The sequence below is a fragment of the Streptomyces sp. NPDC054956 genome (genome assembly GCF_053609185.1).
This window is the reverse complement of record NZ_JBSGXB010000017.1, coordinates 20,689-36,582: the sequence shown is the minus strand read 5'-3', so window position 1 is coordinate 36,582 and position 15,894 is coordinate 20,689. Positions and strand designations below refer to the sequence as shown.

The 15,894-nt window shown below is 73.2% G+C and carries 11 protein-coding genes; 3 read left to right on the top strand and 8 right to left on the bottom strand.

The features are described 5' to 3' along the window. Window positions 1-28: 28 nt before the first annotated feature. A complete protein-coding gene (locus ACWGDE_RS05685) occupies window positions 29-604 on the bottom strand; it encodes a hypothetical protein (protein WP_453387694.1) in 576 nt (191 codons plus the stop codon). Between the two features lie 230 nt (window positions 605-834). Between ACWGDE_RS05685 and ACWGDE_RS05680 the strand changes: the two genes are divergently transcribed. Next, a complete protein-coding gene (locus tag ACWGDE_RS05680) occupies window positions 835-2,496 on the top strand; it encodes a hypothetical protein (RefSeq protein WP_453387693.1) in 1,662 nt (553 codons plus the stop codon). An 82-nt stretch (window positions 2,497-2,578) separates the two neighbouring features. Here ACWGDE_RS05680 and ACWGDE_RS05675 read toward each other — a convergent pair whose 3' ends face one another. From ACWGDE_RS05675 to serC, 5 genes are all read right to left on the bottom strand, one after another. After that, the gene (locus tag ACWGDE_RS05675; protein ID WP_453387692.1) at window positions 2,579-3,715 is read right to left on the bottom strand and encodes a right-handed parallel beta-helix repeat-containing protein; all 1,137 of its coding nucleotides are present in this window, start codon (window positions 3,713-3,715) and stop codon (window positions 2,579-2,581) included. 148 nt (window positions 3,716-3,863) lie between these two features. Continuing rightward, window positions 3,864-7,052, bottom strand: coding sequence for a sacsin N-terminal ATP-binding-like domain-containing protein (locus ACWGDE_RS05670; protein WP_453387691.1), 3,189 nt, complete (start codon window positions 7,050-7,052; stop codon window positions 3,864-3,866). A 125-nt stretch (window positions 7,053-7,177) separates the two neighbouring features. Beyond that, a complete protein-coding gene (locus tag ACWGDE_RS05665) occupies window positions 7,178-7,813 on the bottom strand; it encodes a class F sortase (protein ID WP_453387690.1) in 636 nt (211 codons plus the stop codon). Then, a complete protein-coding gene (locus ACWGDE_RS05660; protein ID WP_453387689.1) occupies window positions 7,806-8,597 on the bottom strand; it encodes a hypothetical protein in 792 nt (263 codons plus the stop codon). Before ACWGDE_RS05660 ends, ACWGDE_RS05665 begins: the two co-directional genes overlap by 8 nt. A 343-nt stretch (window positions 8,598-8,940) precedes the next feature. Next, window positions 8,941-10,059 carry a phosphoserine transaminase gene (gene serC / locus ACWGDE_RS05655; protein WP_453387688.1) on the bottom strand — a complete coding sequence of 373 codons (1,119 nt, stop codon included), beginning with the start codon at window positions 10,057-10,059 and terminating at the stop codon, window positions 8,941-8,943. 185 nt (window positions 10,060-10,244) lie between these two features. Between serC and ACWGDE_RS05650 the strand changes: the two genes are divergently transcribed. Then, window positions 10,245-13,001, top strand: a complete 2,757-nt coding sequence (locus ACWGDE_RS05650) for an FAD-binding and (Fe-S)-binding domain-containing protein (protein ID WP_453387712.1) — start codon at window positions 10,245-10,247, stop codon at window positions 12,999-13,001. Between the two features lie 104 nt (window positions 13,002-13,105). Continuing rightward, the gene (locus ACWGDE_RS05645) at window positions 13,106-14,134 is read left to right on the top strand and encodes an EamA family transporter (RefSeq protein ID WP_453387687.1); all 1,029 of its coding nucleotides are present in this window, start codon (window positions 13,106-13,108) and stop codon (window positions 14,132-14,134) included. Window positions 14,135-14,176: 42 nt separating this feature from the next. On the opposite strand, the gene ACWGDE_RS05640 is transcribed toward ACWGDE_RS05645, so the two are convergent. Beyond that, window positions 14,177-14,920, bottom strand: a complete 744-nt coding sequence (locus tag ACWGDE_RS05640) for a hypothetical protein (protein WP_453387686.1) — start codon at window positions 14,918-14,920, stop codon at window positions 14,177-14,179. A gap of 19 nt (window positions 14,921-14,939) precedes the next feature. Continuing rightward, the gene (locus tag ACWGDE_RS05635) at window positions 14,940-15,815 is read right to left on the bottom strand and encodes a hypothetical protein (protein ID WP_453387685.1); all 876 of its coding nucleotides are present in this window, start codon (window positions 15,813-15,815) and stop codon (window positions 14,940-14,942) included. Window positions 15,816-15,894: the final 79 nt, after the last annotated feature.

Below are 15,894 nucleotides of genomic sequence, written 5' to 3'. Positions count from 1 at the left end.
CGGGGGCGCCCCCCGCGTGGTCGGCAGGTCAGACGACCGGCACCCCGTCGGCGCCCTTCTGCTTCGCGCACGCATCGTCGATGGCCATCAGGGTGACCACGCCCTCGTCCGTGAAGGTCCGGTACTCGGCGACCAGGGTCCAGCCGCGCTGCTTGAAGGCCGTGCCGGCGAGCTGGACCGACCCGTCGTTGCCGACCTTGCGCCGGGCCCGTTCCCGTGACTCCTGCCAGCCGCGTCCGCGCAGCTCGCCCACCACGGAATCGAAGCGGGCCACGTTGACCGGGACGGCCTTGCTCCCGAAGCCCTTGAAGGCAACGCTGCACGACCTGGGCGAGTCGGCCGGGGCCTCCTGTTGTATGCGGGCGTACTCCGGGTCGTTCGCCGGAAGCCCGGCGGCCGCGGCCGAGGTGTCGAGGTCCGTGCGCACGACGTCCTTCGTGAGCGGCCCGGTCCCCTCGGGCCGCGGCGAGGCCGGCGCCTGGGCGGCGGCCCCTCCGGCCGCTGCCTTGCCGGTCCCGCCGGTTCCGGAGTCGCTCGTCCCGCAGCTCACGGCTCCGAGCGCGATGACCGCCATCGCCGCGGCGGCCCACTTCGTCCTGCGCACAGTCGTCCCCTCCCAGGTCGCAGGGGCCGTACACCCCCGTGACCAAGGGAAGAGTGTGGCACGGCGCGCTTCCGGACCGCAGAGCGGTATTCACGAAACGGAATGCGCGGGACGGAGTTCGTGGGACGCCCCCTGGTGTCGGGAGCCGCTCCGAAATGTCAGTGCGCCCTGGTAATCCTTCTGGAAGATTACGGCTGGTCAAGACCAGATTCCCAGGGGGGAACAACCACATGACACTCGCTCGCGCACTACCGGTAGCCGCGCTGGCCCTGGCGGTCGGGCTGGCCGCCGCGGCGCCCGCCGCGGCAGCCGGGAACCCGGCGGCGCCCAAGGTCACCGCGCCCCGGACCAGCCCCACCCCCGGTTTCGCCGGTGAGGGCAGCAACTCCGATTGCTACACCAACCCGTACTCCGGGTCCGGTGCGGGCTGGATCGGTCTGGGCGATGTCACCCTCCGCGCCACGGCGGCCTCCCCGTCGGGTGCGCAGGTCCAGACGACGTTCCAGCTCTGGGACACCTCGTACGGGGGCAAGCGCACCGACTTCCCGACGTCCTTCTCCACCTACCCGGAGGCGTCCACGGCCGTCTCCCGCGATCTGCTGAAGGACGGCGGCCAGTACGCCTGGCGGGCCCGCGCCACCGACGGGAAGCTGACCAGCACGCCCTCGGCCTGGTGCTTCTTCCGCGTGGACCACACCCCGCCGACGGCCGAGGTCACCACGGACGCGACGCCCAAGCAGGAAGGCGTGGAAGCCACCTTCACCCTGAAGGGCGGCGACACGGGCTCGGGGCTCGCCTGCGCCCGCTGGCAGACCACCCCGATCTTCGGCGTCGGCTGGAAGTGCTCCGACGAGGCGACCGACTCCCACGTCGTCCGGCTGAAGGACGGTTCGGCCGACATCAAGGTCAAGCCTCCCACCTGGGGCAGCCAGCACCTGTACCTCCAGACGATGGACAACGCGGGCAACCTCGGCGATGCCGACCTGTCGTACTACGCCCAGTCGAGCGTGGCCCCCGTCGTTTTCGGCGACATCGACGCCGACGCGAAGCCCGACGTCCTCCTCCCCGACGCAGACGGCAACCTCCGCAAGTCGGGCTCGAACCCGCTGGACACCCCGAGTGCCCGCCGGCAGGCCGCCCCCTATGGCGTTGCCAGCTGGGCGGGCGTCCAGTACACCCACCGCGGCTCTCTGACCGAGCAGGGGGTCGACGACCTGTTGGCCCACGCGCCCGGAGACCCGAACCTCTACGTGTACTCCAACGACGGAGGGGGCCGGTTCACCGAGGAAGGGCAGATGCTCGTCTACAAGCCCGACGAGTGCCTGAACACCGCGGGTGAGGTCATCGACTGCGCGCAGCACGGTCTGGGTTCCGACTGGTCGACGGTCACGCAGATCGCGGCCTACGGCTCGCCCCGCGGTGACAGTTCCGTGGGCGGGGCGCTGCCCCGCATTTCGATGCTGTTCGTGGAGAACGGCCGCCTGTGGCTGGTGAAGCGCGGTGGCGCGGGTCTGCAGTCGACCACCACGCTGATCTCCGGCGACGTGAACCGCTGGGACGGCTACGAGCTGCTCACCCCGGGCCGGGCGCAGGGTACGGACTTCCCCACCCTGTGGGCCCGTTCCAAGGCCGACGGCTCCGTCCGGGCCTTCACCATCGGCGGGACCCCGGACGCCCCGGACTTCTCCGCCTTCGCCGACCCGTCCGCCGGTCCGGTCCTGACCACCCTGACCCCGGCCGACCACCCGCGCGTCGGATCCGACGGCGACCTCACCGGTGACGGTCTCCCGGACCTGTGGTCCGCCGACGCGTCCGGCAAGGTCACGGTCTTCCCGGGTACGGGGACCACGGCCCCCCACCCGACGGTGACGGGCTTCGCTCCGGCCGTCTGATCGGTCCGATCCCGCCCGGCAGGCAAGAAGCCTCCGGCGCCCCGCACGGGGTGCCGGAGGCTTCCTCCTTTCCTCACCGGCGTCAGTGGTCCTCCACGACCGCCGTCGCGGTGAAGCCGCCGGACTCGATCTCGCGTACCGGCGCCACGGTCGTGCCGCTGATCCTGTCCTCCCGGAGGACGCCCGTGGTGTCCGTCGTGGAGGCGACGACGCCGATGCCGACCTGGCCGCCGGTGATCGTGTTGTGGTGGGTCTCGCCGTTGCCGTCCTGGATGACGATCCCGAAGTACCGGTTGTCCTCCAGCTTGTTGTCGCTGATCCGGCAGCAGTTCGGAGCCGAGTACTGGTAGATGCCGACGTCGTTGCCGAAGACGTGGTTGTGCGAGATCCGGGTGCCCGGCGGGCTGAAGTTCTGGACGAGGATGCCCATGGACTGGAACTCGTTGACCGGGTCGGGCCCGCATTCCCGGAGGGTGCAGACGGAACCGGACAACGTATTGCCGGTCACGGTCGCGATCCCGCCCCGCCCGACGTTGATGCCGAACTGGTCGGTGGCGATCTCGGCGCCGCCCGTGATGACGCTGTCCGTCACGGTAGCCCGGGAGGGTGCCTCGGCCGGGCCGTTGACGTTGATTCCCTCGAAGAGGGCGCGGGCGATCGTGACGTCGGTGATCCGGCCGGACGCGGTACTGCCGGCCGCGCCGTCGATCCGGGCGATGGACGGCAGGCCGATGGCAATGCCCCGGCCGGTCGCCAGCTCCGGGGAGCAGGAGGGAGCCGGGGCGATGTCGAGGACGCGGCCGCGCGAGAGCTCCAGCTTCGAGTCCTGCACCGCCACGATGCCGCTGACCACCGGGCCGCACGGGACCGGGCCGCTCACCGTGAACCCGGACATCCGGACGTGGGCGCCGTGGGCGATCCGCACGACGGACACCAGCTGCGCGCCGTCCAGGCCGCTGGCGTACGGGGTCAGCGTCGTCGGGGACTTGATGACCGGCCCGCCGACGCCCTTCAGGTCGAGGTCCTTGCCGCTGACGACCACTTCTTCGGTGTAGGTCCCGCGGTGCACGGCGATGGTGCTGCCCGGGGCGGCCGCGTCCACCGCGGCCTGGATCGTGGGGAAGTCGCGCGGCACCGCCAGGGTCGACGGCGGCGATGCCTGGGCGGTGGCGGGCGCGATCCCCACCACGGACACCAGCACCGCCAGTAGCGCCAGCACCGCCGGGACAGACCGCTCACTTCTTGTCCGTACGCCTTGCATGGACGTCCTTCGCGTGGGGGACGAAACGGCGTCGAAGCTACCCGCAGGGCGCTGCGGGTCCCCGGGCGCCACGCGCGCCCGGGAGCCATCAGGGTGCGGGATGCGCCTAGTCGAACCAGCGGTCGCGGGCCAGTTCCGCCGTGCGGGACGGGTCCTCCAGGAGGGCCGCGACCTCGAAGCGGCGGGGCCACTGGCCGGCCGTCCAGGCGAGGCCGGCCGCCACGCCCTCCAGGGTGGACGCGTGCAGGGTGCCGTCCGGGGTGCGGCGCCAGTCGAGTTCGATGCCGCCCGCCAGGAGTTCCTCGTGCTCCAGGTAGCGCGTCGGGGTCGACGGGCCGAGCAGGTGGAGGACCGAGTCCGGGACCTCGTGCTCCTCGCCCTCCGTGGTGACCTCCGCGGGGACCGTCTCCGAGAGGCGGCGGACCTGGAACAGCTCCGCCAGGTCGGCGGCCCGGGAGGGGGCCACGGGGAGGAGCGGGAGGCCGGCCGTCAGGGGGAGGAGGTCGGGGGCGTCCGCGATCACCGCGTCGGCCGCGTCCACCACGACCACCTCGCCGTCCACCACCGCGCGCAACTCGTCGGGCAGGGTGACCTGTTCGGGGTCCAGGTCGGCCAGCGCCCCGTACAGGGCGTGCAGCTGGCGGCCGCCGACCTCCCGCTCGGGGTCGGCGAGCCGGCCCAGGAGCTCGGCCGCGCCGCCCGGCTCGTCCAGCAGGGCGGACACGGAGGTGCGTACGCCCAGGGCCCGCAGGACCTGCTCGTCCTCGAAGCCGGTGGCGTCCGCCGGGGTGTAGAGGCCCGCCAGCAGCGGGTCTCCGCCCGCCGCGCGCAGGCCCGCCGGGCGGCGGCCGTCCAGGACGGGGTGGTCGCGCAGCCACCAGGCGGTGTACGGGCGCACGGACCGGGTGGTGCCGTCCGGGAGCAGGACCCGCACGGGCTGCGTCAGGGCGTCGCGCAGCGGGGGCTGGGCCAGCATGGCCAGCGCCTGGGGCCAGCAGTCGTCGTCGACGAGGTCGAGGTCCCGTACGGCGACCAGCTCGGTGGCGACCGGCGGGACGGGCAGGTCGGGGAGCTGGTCCAGGAGGTCCTCGCACCACACGTCGACCGCGTCGAGCAGACCGGCGTCGTCGGGCTCGGCGAAGTCCCCGTCACGGGGCTCCAGTTCGTCCGGGTCCAGGACCACATCGGTGGCGCGGACCAGCTGGAACGTGGCCAGGACGCCCACGGCCGTCAGGGTCTCGGCATCCCAGCGGGCCACCAGATCGGCGTCCACGTACGGGACTTCGTCCTCGCGGATGACGGAGGCCAGCGGGGAACCGGGGAGCAGCAGCTCGCCGGCCGGGGTCGGTTCGCCGTCCTCGTCGGGCAGCGCGAGCGCGCCCAGCCACGGTTCGTCGCCGGGGGACAGCTCGGCCGCCCGCACCAGCCCGAGGACGATGTCCGCCAGTTCCTCGGAGTCGAGGGCGTCCTCGTCCCACACGTCCCCGGAGTCCAGGGACGCCGCGACGGCCGCCCGCACCTGCGGGGTCGTCAGGATCGCCCGAGGGGAGGCCGGGAGCGCGCCGAGCTTCTCCAGCAGCGGGTGCGCCGCGTCCGGGTGGGCCACCTTCAGGCCGAGCCGGGCGAGGTCGGAGGGGGTGTCCGCGCCGGGCAGCAGGATGTGCCGGGGCCCGATCGCGGTGCGCCCGTCGGCCAGCGGCACCGGAAGCCCGGAGAGCCGGTCCGGGTCGACGCCCGCGAGGCTGTCGTAGAGCCGGTGCCACCAGTCCGGGGTCCGCTCGATGCCCGCGATCCGCTCGATGGCGTCGCCCAGCGGCAGCCGGCCCACCCCGAGGGCACGCAGTTCGGAGCGGCGCTCCAGCCCGGCCGGCAGCAGCGTCGGCAGCACCTCGGCGAGGACCCGTACGGTGTCGGCGCCCGCGCCCTCCACCACCTCGGCCTCGAAGGGCCGCAGCGCGGCACGCTCCGCCACCTCGCCCTCTTCGGGCGCCTCGGGCTCGGCGGCCGGCGCGAGGAAGGCCGTACGGGGAAGCCGCGTGAGGATCGCCGCGCGCAGCGCCCCGTCGAGCTCGCCCTTGCCCAGCGGCCCGGGTACGAGGTCCACGAGCCCGGTGCTCACCGGGTTCCAGGAGGCGAGCAGTTCGGCGTAGGCCTCGGCCGCCCGCTCCACCAGGAAGTCGGTCAGCGGCCCCGGCGCGGGATGCCGGCGGGCGGTGTCCAGCGGCAGGGTCGCGATGAGCAGGGCCGGGATGCCGAGCGGCTCGTCGGTCGGGGTCGGCGCGTGCACCACGGGTGCGGTGGCCGGGCGGACCGGGGCGCCCTCGGCGTCGACGGGCACGGCCCAGGACACCGACCAGGCGGGCCGCAGCCGTTCCTCGACGGGCCGGTCGGCGAGCAGGGCCTTCTCGATGGGGCCGCCGTGGCGGACGGTGCGCCAGCGGTTGGTGCCGGAAGCGGAGTCCTCGATGACGGTGTACGGGCCTTCGGCGCGGCGGCGCAGCGTCCGCACGCCCCCGGCTGTGCCCGTCGACGGTGTCTCGATGACGAGCTCCGCCAGCCCGGGCAGGGTCAGCAGCAGGGCGTCGTCGACGGCGTCGAGCAGCCGCCGCGCCAGGTCCTCGGCGGCGGCGTCGCGCAGCGGGAGGACCACGACGGTGTCGTACCCGTCGGGCGCGGTCCCCTCGGCGGGCAGCGGGAGGCGCAGCAGCGGTACGTGACCGTCGCGGCGGCGCAGTTCGTCGCCGAGTCCGGGGCTGCCGACGGCCGCGCCGCGGGCCAGCTCGCGGGCCTCGGCCAGGGACCAGCGCACCCCGCCGTGGCGGCCGAGTACGGCGGGTTCGTCGGAGACGGCGAGGACGGCGGCGAAGCCGACGCCGAACCGGCCGACGCTGTCGGAGGCGTTGTCCCGCTTGGCGGAGGCGCGCAGCGTGGACAGCGATTCCACGCCGGTGGCGTCCAGCGGGGCACCGGTGTTGGCGACGGCGAGGACCGCGTGCCCGTCGGGCTGGTCGTCGCCGGCGTGCAGGGTGAGCCGGATCCGGCCCGGGACCTTGGCGCGGGCGGCCGCGTCGGCGGCGTTCTGCGCGAGCTCGACGACGAGCCGGTCGCGGTAGCCGCCGAGCGCCAGGTCCTCCTCGGCGTTGGCGTCCTCGCGGAACCGGGCCGGGCCCGCGCCCCAGGAGTCGAGCACCCCGCGCCGCAGCCGGGCCGTGCCGAAGGGGTCCACGCCACCCTGGGCCGCCGTCACTCGCACGCTCACGCCGCTGCCTCCAAGCCGTACCGCTGTGCACCGCATGCGGCGAACGCCGGATGCCGAGCCCTGAAGGTATCGCGTGCGGGCGCGGCCGCCTCCACGGGCCGGGCCGACGTCTCACGGTCCGGGCGTACGGGAGGTGGTGGCCGTTCCTGCTCCGCGAACGCCTACTCCTGTCCGACGAGGTGGGCGAACACCACGACGTTGGCGTCCCAGTGGCGGTCCTTGGTGAGGTTGCCGCCGCACGTGATGAGCCGCAGCTCGGCCTTGCCGTGCGTGTCCCCGTAGACCTTGTCGGTCGGGAAGTCGTCCTTCTTGAACGTGTCGACCTCGTCGACCTCGAAGACGGCGGTGCTGCCGTCGTCGCGGTGGACCTCGATCTTCTCGTCCTTCTTCAGCTTCTTGAGGTTGTAGAAGACGGCCTGGGGCACCTGCGGGGTGTCCATGTGTCCGACGATGGCGGCCGCGCCCTTCTCCCCGGGGGTCGGGCCGTCCTTGTACCAGGCGGCGTCCTTCGGCTTGGCGAAGTCGGGCTCCTGCATGACGCCCTGGGCGTCGAGTCCGACGGTGTCGAGCGGGGCGTCGACCTTGATGTCCGGGATCACCACGCGGTCCGGGACGGAGGGCTTCAGCACGGACGCGGCCTTGGCGGCGGCCGGGCTGTTCTTCACGGTGTCACCGCCGCCGGAGGAGCAGGAGGTGACGAGGAGGACGGTGAGGGCCGACGCGCCCGCCAGGGCGGCCGCGCGCAGTGCGCGGCCGCTCCGGCGCGGTGCGGGGCCGGGCGTGGACTGCTCAGCCATTGTCTGCGGCATCCGAGGGGACCCAGCCGAGGGGGGCCTGGCCGGTGTTGACGGAACCCTTGGGGGTCTTGTGCTTGCTCGGGTCGAGCGGGGCGGGCTTCGGGGTCGGGTTGTTCGTCGCGTCGGTGGAGAACTTGACGGTGTCGAACTTCTTGCCGCCCGCGAAGGCCTCGACGCCGTAGTAGCCGGTCTTGACGTTCTTGGAGACGACCGCGGTGCCGGTCCAGATGCCCTTGCCGTCGTTCTTCAGGTTGACCTGGCCGCCGAAGGCGTCGGACTTGACGAAGGCGCTCTTCTCGTTCGGCGCCGTCTTGATGGTGACCTGGATCCGGTCGCCGGGCTTGCCGCTGTCCTTGGACAGGCTGAGCGTGGAGGTGGTCGGCGTCGGGGCGGGCTTGCCGTCCTTGACGGTGAACTGGGCGGTGGCCTGGATCTTCTTGCCGTCGGGGCCCGTACCGGTGAGTGAGACGCCGTAGTTGCCGTCCGCGACCTCGGCGACCTTGGCGGTGCCGCCCCGGCCGTCGGTCATCTTCACGTCGTCCAGCGCCTTGGAGGAGACGGACAGGTTCGTCGAACCGTCGGGGACCTCCATGGAGAAGGTGATGGAGTCACCCGGCTTGCCCGAAGAGGTCGACAGCTTCAGGGCCGCCGACGCGGCCTCGGAGGCGGTGCCGTGGCTGCTCGACGCCGTCGGGGTGCCATCGGCGGCGAACGCGACGGCGGGGGCCGCCAGGGCCATCGAAGAGGCGAGGGCGATCGCCGAGAGGGTGAGTGCCTTGCGCATGGGATTCCTCCTGAACGGGCCGGGGTTCGTTCCCGGCACACCAGACATGAGGGACATCCTGGGGTGCTTGGTTGCGGCCCTCCGGAGGGGCGGGACAGGTGCCTGCCGAAGGTCCCGCCGGGCGAAACCGCAGGCCGCGAGGGCGCTCGGGTACCTCCGTTTACGGCCTCTTTGCCCCGATTTTTGGGACCAAAGTCCCGGGATCCGGGCCACCCGCCGCACCCAGTCCTTCAGGGCTCCTTCAGAACCCCTTCAGGACGGGCTCAGGAGTGCGGCGGGCAACGGCGGAGCCCCCGGTGACGAAAGGTCACCGGGGGCTCCGGAGCGTGTCGGGCGGGCTCGGTCAGAGGTTCTCGATGACGTAGTCGACGCACGCGGTCAGCGCCTGCACGTCCGCCGGGTCGATCGCCGGGAACATCGCGATGCGCAGCTGGTTGCGGCCGAGCTTGCGGTAGGGCTCGGTGTCCACGATGCCGTTGGCGCGCAGCACCTTGGCGACCGCGGCCGCGTCGATGTCGTCCGAGAAGTCGATCGTGCCGATGACGGCCGAGCGCTTGGCGGAGTCCGCGACGAACGGGCTGGCGTACTTCGACGCCTCGGCCCAGCCGTACAGGTGGGCCGCGCTGGCCGCCGTACGGCCGGTCGTGAACTCCAGACCGCCCTGGCTGTTCATCCACTCCAGCTGCTGGTCCAGCAGGAAGAGGGTGGAGAGCGCCGGGGTGTTGTACGTCTGGTTCTTCAGCGAGTTGTCGATCGCCGTCGGCAGCGAGAAGAACTCCGGGATGTGCCGGCCGGAGGCGTGCACGCGGGCCGCGCGCTCCAGGGCCGCCGGGGAGAACGCCGCCAGCCACAGGCCGCCCTCGGAGGCGAAGGACTTCTGCGGGGCGAAGTAGTAGACGTCGGTCTCGGTGATGTCCACCGGCAGGCCGCCGGCGCCCGAGGTCGCGTCCACCAGAACGAGCGAACCGGCGTCGGCGCCCGCGACGCGCTTGATCGGCGCCGCGACACCCGTCGAGGTCTCGTTGTGGGTGTACGCGTACACGTCCACGCCCGCCTCCGCCACCGGGTCCGGGTGCGTACCCGGGTCCGAGGAGATCACGGACGGCGCGTCCAGCCACGGCGCGCTCTTCGCGGCCGAGGCGAACTTCGAGGAGAACTCGCCGAAGGTGAGGTGCTGCGACTTCCGCTCGATGAGACCGGCGGTCGCGATGTCCCAGAAGGCGGTGGAGCCGCCGTTGCCCAGGATCACCTCGTAGCCCTCGGGGAGGGAGAAGAGGTCCCGGAGGCCCTGGCGCACAGAGCCGACCAGGTTCTTGACCGGGGCCTGGCGGTGTGAGGTTCCGAGCAGGGAGGTACCGGTGGCGGCGAGGGCGTCCAGCGCCTCGATCCGCACCTTGGAGGGGCCCGCGCCGAAGCGTCCGTCGGCGGGCTTGATGTCAGCGGGAATCTGGATCTCAGCCACGAGCGGAGCGTATCGGGTCCCGGTCCACGCCTTGGAGGCGCGTCCACCCGATGAGATGAACGCGGCCGGTGGGAGGCGGTGGGAAGGTGTCCGGTGTGACCTCACCCGGTGAACTCGAACGGACATTGCGGGAGAACCTGCGCGGAGAAGTCGACTTCGGCGCCGCGGCCCGCGCCCTCGTGACGATGGACGCCTCGAACTACCGCCGGGTCCCCCTCGGCGTGATCGCCCCGCGCGACGCCGAGGACGTGGCCGCCGCGCTCGCCGTGTGCGCCGCGGCCGGCGTCCCGGTCGTCCCGCGCGGCGGCGGCACCTCCATCGCGGGCCAGGCCACGGGCGTCGGCGTCGTCCTGGACTTCACCCGGCACATGAACGCCCTGGTGTCGCTGGACCCCGGGGCCCGCACCGCCGTGGTCCAGCCGGGTCTGGTCCTCGACCGGCTCCGGGACGCGGCGCGCCCGCACGGGCTGACCTTCGGACCCGACCCGTCCACCCACTCCCGCTGCACCCTCGGCGGCATGATCGGCAACAACGCGTGCGGGGCCCACTCCGTCGCCTGGGGAACCACCGCCGACAACGTGGCCGAGCTCGCCGTGACGGCGTACGGGGGCTCCTCGTACCGGCTCGGCACCGGCTGGACGGGCGCCCCGGACGGCCTGCGCGAGCTGGTCTCGGCGAACCTTGCCGTCCTGCGCACCGGCATGGCCGGGGGTTTCTCCCGCCGGATCTCCGGCTACGGCGGGCTGGACGCGCTGCTCCCCGAACGGGGTGTGCAGCCGGCCCGCGCCTTCTGCGGCAGCGAAGGCACCCTCGGGGTGGTCACGCAGGCCGTCGTACGCCTCGTGGAGACACCGGCCGCACCGGTGCTCGCGGTGCTCGGGTACGTGGACGAGAGCGCGGCCGCGGACGCGGCGGCGGGCCTGCTCGGCTTCGGCCCGCTCACGGTGGAGGGCATGGCCGCCGACCTGGTGGGCGGCGCGGCCCCCGGGCTGCCGAAGGGCGGCGCGTGGCTGTTCGTCGAGATGCGCGACGAGGCCGCGGCGCGCGCGCTCGTACGGGCCTCGGACGCCCTGTCCAGCCTGCTGATCACCGACCCGGCGGGGCAGCGGGCCCTGTGGCGGATCCGCGAGGACGCGGCGGGCACGGCGACGCGGATGCCCGACGGTGCCATGGCCTGGCCGGGATGGGAGGACTGCGCGGTACCGCCGGCCCGGCTCGGCGCCTACCTGCGGGAATTCCGCGCCCTGCTGGCGGAGCACGGGCTGCGCGGATCGCCGTACGGCCACTTCGGCGAGGGCTGCGTGCACGTGCGCATCGACTTCGACCTGGTGACGAAGGCGGGCGTGGCACGCTTCCGCGCCTTCTCCTCGGCCCTGGCCGACCTGGTGATCGCCCACGGCGGCTCCCTCTCCGGGGAACACGGCGACGGCCAGGCCCGCGCGGAGCTGCTTCCGCGCATGTACGGACCACCGGTGATCGCCCTCTTCGAGTCCTACAAGCGGATCTGGGACCCGGCGGGCGGCATGAACCCGGGCATCCTCGTCCACCCGGCCCACCTGGACGAGAACCTCCGGTTCGGGGTGCTGGGGAGTGGGGGCGGGCCGTCCGGCGGGGCCGCGCCGGCTGCCGGGGTGGTCAGTTGCGTCGGCGTCGCGAAGTGCCGGAGTACGGACGTCGGCGGGCCGGGGGTGATGTGCCCGTCGTACCGGGCCACGGGGGAGGAGCGGCACTCCACGCGGGGCCGGGCCCGGCTGCTGCACGAGATGCTCGTCGGGGAGATCGTGACCGACGGCTGGCGTTCGGCGGAGGTCGCGGAGGCGCTGGATCTGTGCCTGGCCTGCAAGGGGTGTCGCAGCGACTGTCCGGTGGGCGTGGACATGGCCTCGTACAAGGCGGAGTTCCTCCACCGCCACTGGGCGGGGCGGCTGCGCCCGCTGTCCCACTACCTCCTGGGCGGACTTCCGGCCTGGCTCCGCGGGATCGCTGCGCTGCGGCTGGCGCGTCCGCTGAACCTGGCCTCCCGGTTCCTCCGGGTTCCCGGCCTGGACCCCGTGCGGGCCCTGCCCCGCCTGGCTCCGGAGCCGTTCACCCGCGGATGGCGCCGCACGGCGGGCACCGCCGCAGCCCTGGATCCCCGCCCCGGGCCCGGGGCGGCGCACGTGGTGTCGGGTGGGGCCGGGGCGCGGCGCGCAGGGGCCCGGGTCGTGGTGTGGCCCGATACGTTTACGGAGTACCTCGCTCCGGATGCCGGTCACGCCGCCGTCCGGGTGCTGCGGGCGGCGGGCTTGGAGCCCGTGCCTCCCGCCGGCGGACCCGTCTGCTGCGGGCTGACCTACGTCTCCACCGGCCGCCTCGACCACGCCCGCAAGGTCCTGCTCCGCACCCTGGACGCCGTGGGCGACCCGCAGGGGCCCGTCACCGTCCTCGAACCGGGCTGCGCGGCAGCGCTCCGCACCGACCTGCCCGCCCTCCTCCCGCAGGACCCCCGCGCGCACCGCCTCGCCGCCGCCGTGCGGACCTTCGCCGAGACCCTGGAGGAGTACGCCCCGCACTGGCAGCCGCCCCGCATCGACCGGCCGGTCGCCGGCCAGACCCACTGCCACCAGCACGCCGTCCTCGGCGACGCCCCCGACCGCCGGCTGCGCGAGCGCGCCGGTCTCACCGGTGACCTCAGCGGCGGCTGCTGCGGACTCGCGGGGAACTTCGGCTTCGAGCCGGGTCACCACGAGGTCTCCGTGGCCTGCGCCGAGGAGCAGCTGCTGCCGTCGCTGCGCGCGGCCGCCCCCGGTACCGAGGTCCTGGCGGACGGTTTCTCCTGCCGGACCCAGATCGGGCAACTGTCCGGCGGCCGGGCCCGCCACCTGGCCGAGGTGCTCGCGGACGCCCTGCCCGAGGACCCGTCCGGGCCCCTGCCCGAGGCGCCCCCGCACCCGCCGTCCTGAGCCGCGTCGAGCCCGCCCGCAAGCCCGCCCGCAAGCCCGCGCACCGTCGCCATGTAAGGCAACACACACATGCACGGTCCTTACGCACCCCCTAGTCTGGAGAGATGGCCGCACCGACCTCCCCCGCCCCGCCCACCGCCCCCGCATCCACGCCCGCCCCCACCCCCGGGGCCACGGCCGCGGACGGGTCCTTCCGGGCGCGCTTCGGGCCCGTCGCGCTGGTGGTCACGGCGGGCGTCTCGGTGCAGTTCGGGGCCGCCCTCGCGGTCATGATCATGCCGAGGGCGGGCGCGGCGGGCGTGGTCACGCTGCGGCTCGCAGCGGCCGCGCTGGTGCTGCTGGTCGTCTGCCGGCCCAAGGTCCGCGGGTACTCGCGCTCCGACTGGACCACCGTCTGGTGGTTCGGCGTCACCATGGCCGGCATGAACGGCCTCTTCTACCAGGCCATCGACCGCATCCCGCTGGGCCCCGCCGTCACCCTGGAGGTGCTGGGCCCGCTGGTGCTGTCCGTCGTCGTATCGCGCCGCCTGATGAACCTGCTGTGGGCAGGCCTGGCGCTGGCCGGCGTCGTGCTCCTGTCCACCCACGGCGGAGGCGGCTTCGGCGGACTCGACCCGCTGGGCGCCGCGTACGCGCTCGGCGCCGGCGGCATGTGGGCGGCGTACATCGTCTTCAACGCGCGGACCGGCCGCCGCTTCCCGCAGGCGGACGGGCTCGCGCTCGCGATGGCCGTCGCGGCCGTGCTCTCGCTCCCGCTCGGCGTGATCGAGGCGGGCTCCGCGCTCCTCCTCCCCAGCACCCTGGCCCTCGGGCTCGGCGTGGCGGTCCTGTCCTCGGTGCTGCCCTACACGCTGGAACTGCTGGCCCTGCGCAAGCTGCCGGCGCCGACCTTCGCGATCCTGATGAGCCTGGAACCCGCGATCGCCGCGACGGCGGGCTTCCTCGTACTGAGCCAGGCGCTGTCGGCGCTGGACGCGGTGGCGATCGCGCTGGTCATCGCGGCGAGCATGGGCGCGGTCCGCTCCCAGACGACCCGGAGCCGCAGCCCGCGGCCGAACTCGAAGTCGGAGCTGACGCCGACGCGGACGCCGAATCCGAAGTCGGAGCCGAGGCCGCTGGATCCGACGGCCTGAGCCGTCCGCGCGGCGGCCCTGCGCTCCCGGCGCCCCGCCGTCTCAGCTCGCGACGCGGTCCAGCGCGGGCAGGAACTGGTCGTAGAACGCCGTCTTGAGCCGGAGCGTGCGCTCCTCCATCTCCTTGAAGCGGTCCGTCGTGCCCTCCCGGGCGAGGAGCTCGATCACCCGCGTGGCCAGGCGGTCGGAGTGCGTGGCGGACAGCAGGGACACCGTCGCGAGGGAGTGCGTCTTCGCGTCGTGCAGGTGGTGCGGGTGGTAGAAGCGCGACTGGACCCGGCCCCCGGGCGCGAGCAGCGGTTCCATCCGCTCCCACAGCCGTCCGTACTCGACCGAGACCAGGACCTCGCCCCAGAACCGCAGGACGGTCAGCAGCCTCAGGTCCGCGTCCTCGTGGCCGCCCGCGTCCGCGATCAGGCCGAGGGTGTCGGCGATCGCGCGCTTCGTCGCGTCCGTCGGCCTCGACGCGACCAGCGCCTCCCTGGAGACCCCGAGGCGGCGCAGGTCCCAGGTCATGTCCTCGCGGTGCGAGGGCGAGTGGCCGGTGTCGTCCGGGTACTCCTCGCGCAGGATGATCCGGGCGATGCGCAGCCCCTCCTCGTCGCCCAGCAGATCGATCGCCAGGTCGTACGACGGGGTGAACGCGAGCGATACGAAGCGCCGCTGGAGCAGGAGCGCGGCGAAGTCCTCGTCCGGCAGCAGCTTGATGTTCGCCAGGACCGGATGTTCCTCGAACCGTCCGATCAGCGTGTCCTCGAACGCGTCCAGATCGTGCAGATCGTGCATGGCCGTACCCTTCCGTGGTTCACAGACTTCTGGCTCTGATCGACTCGCGCCAGTCCGGGAAGGCCACGTCGTGGCCGATTCCCCACAGCGTGTCCAGCTCCTTCAGGACCTGCCGGCCCATCGTGCTGTCACTGCCGTCGATCTCGATCTGGGCGGAATCGATGGCGAGTTGGGCGTGCAGGAACGAGCTGACCAGGAAGTGCTCGTCGACCTTGTGCACGGCGATGGACGGCAGGGAGTTGTACACCCGCACCTGGAGCAGGCCCCGGTCCTCCTCCGGGACCGCCCGGTGGAGCTCCGCGAGGCCGGCCAGGCACCTGCGCACGCTCGCCTGCACGTCCACCGCGAAGGCGGGGTCCCGTACCGTCCGCAGGGCCTCGTCGCGCAGTCCGGCCACCGGTGAGGCCGGGTGCAGCAGCAGGATGCGCACGGGGATCCGCTGGTTGACGAGGGCCTTCTCCAGCGAGGTCTGGAGCTGCTCCAGGTTGGGCATCCACGTCTGCAGGATGACCACCTCCTGGGAGGCTTCCTCCACGAACCCGTTGAACACCGGGACGGGGAACTCCCCGTGCACCCGGACCACGCCGAGGTAGTTCTCCTGCTTGAGCTGCTGCGCGACGGTGTCGATGTCCAGCTTGGCGAGCTGCGTCTGGAGGTTGGTGTCGAGCCGGGCGACCTGCTCCTGCACCACGTCGAGTTTGCGCAGGCGGTCGATCTCCAGCAGGAGGAAGACGGTGACCGTGCTGAGGATGAGCAGCGTGACCTTGGGGAGCGTGCCCCCGGGGGCCAGCGCGTCGAGCCATCCCAGGAGGTCCGCGATCAGCACGACGACGCCCGAAGTGGCCATCGAGGCCAGCGCTATGCGCTCCACCCGATAGCGAATGTCGCCACTCATGCCGCCCCCGCCCCTGGCCCGTCCCGGTCGGCGACGACGGTATACCGACTTCCGCCGGTCCAGGGGGAGTTCAAGCCAA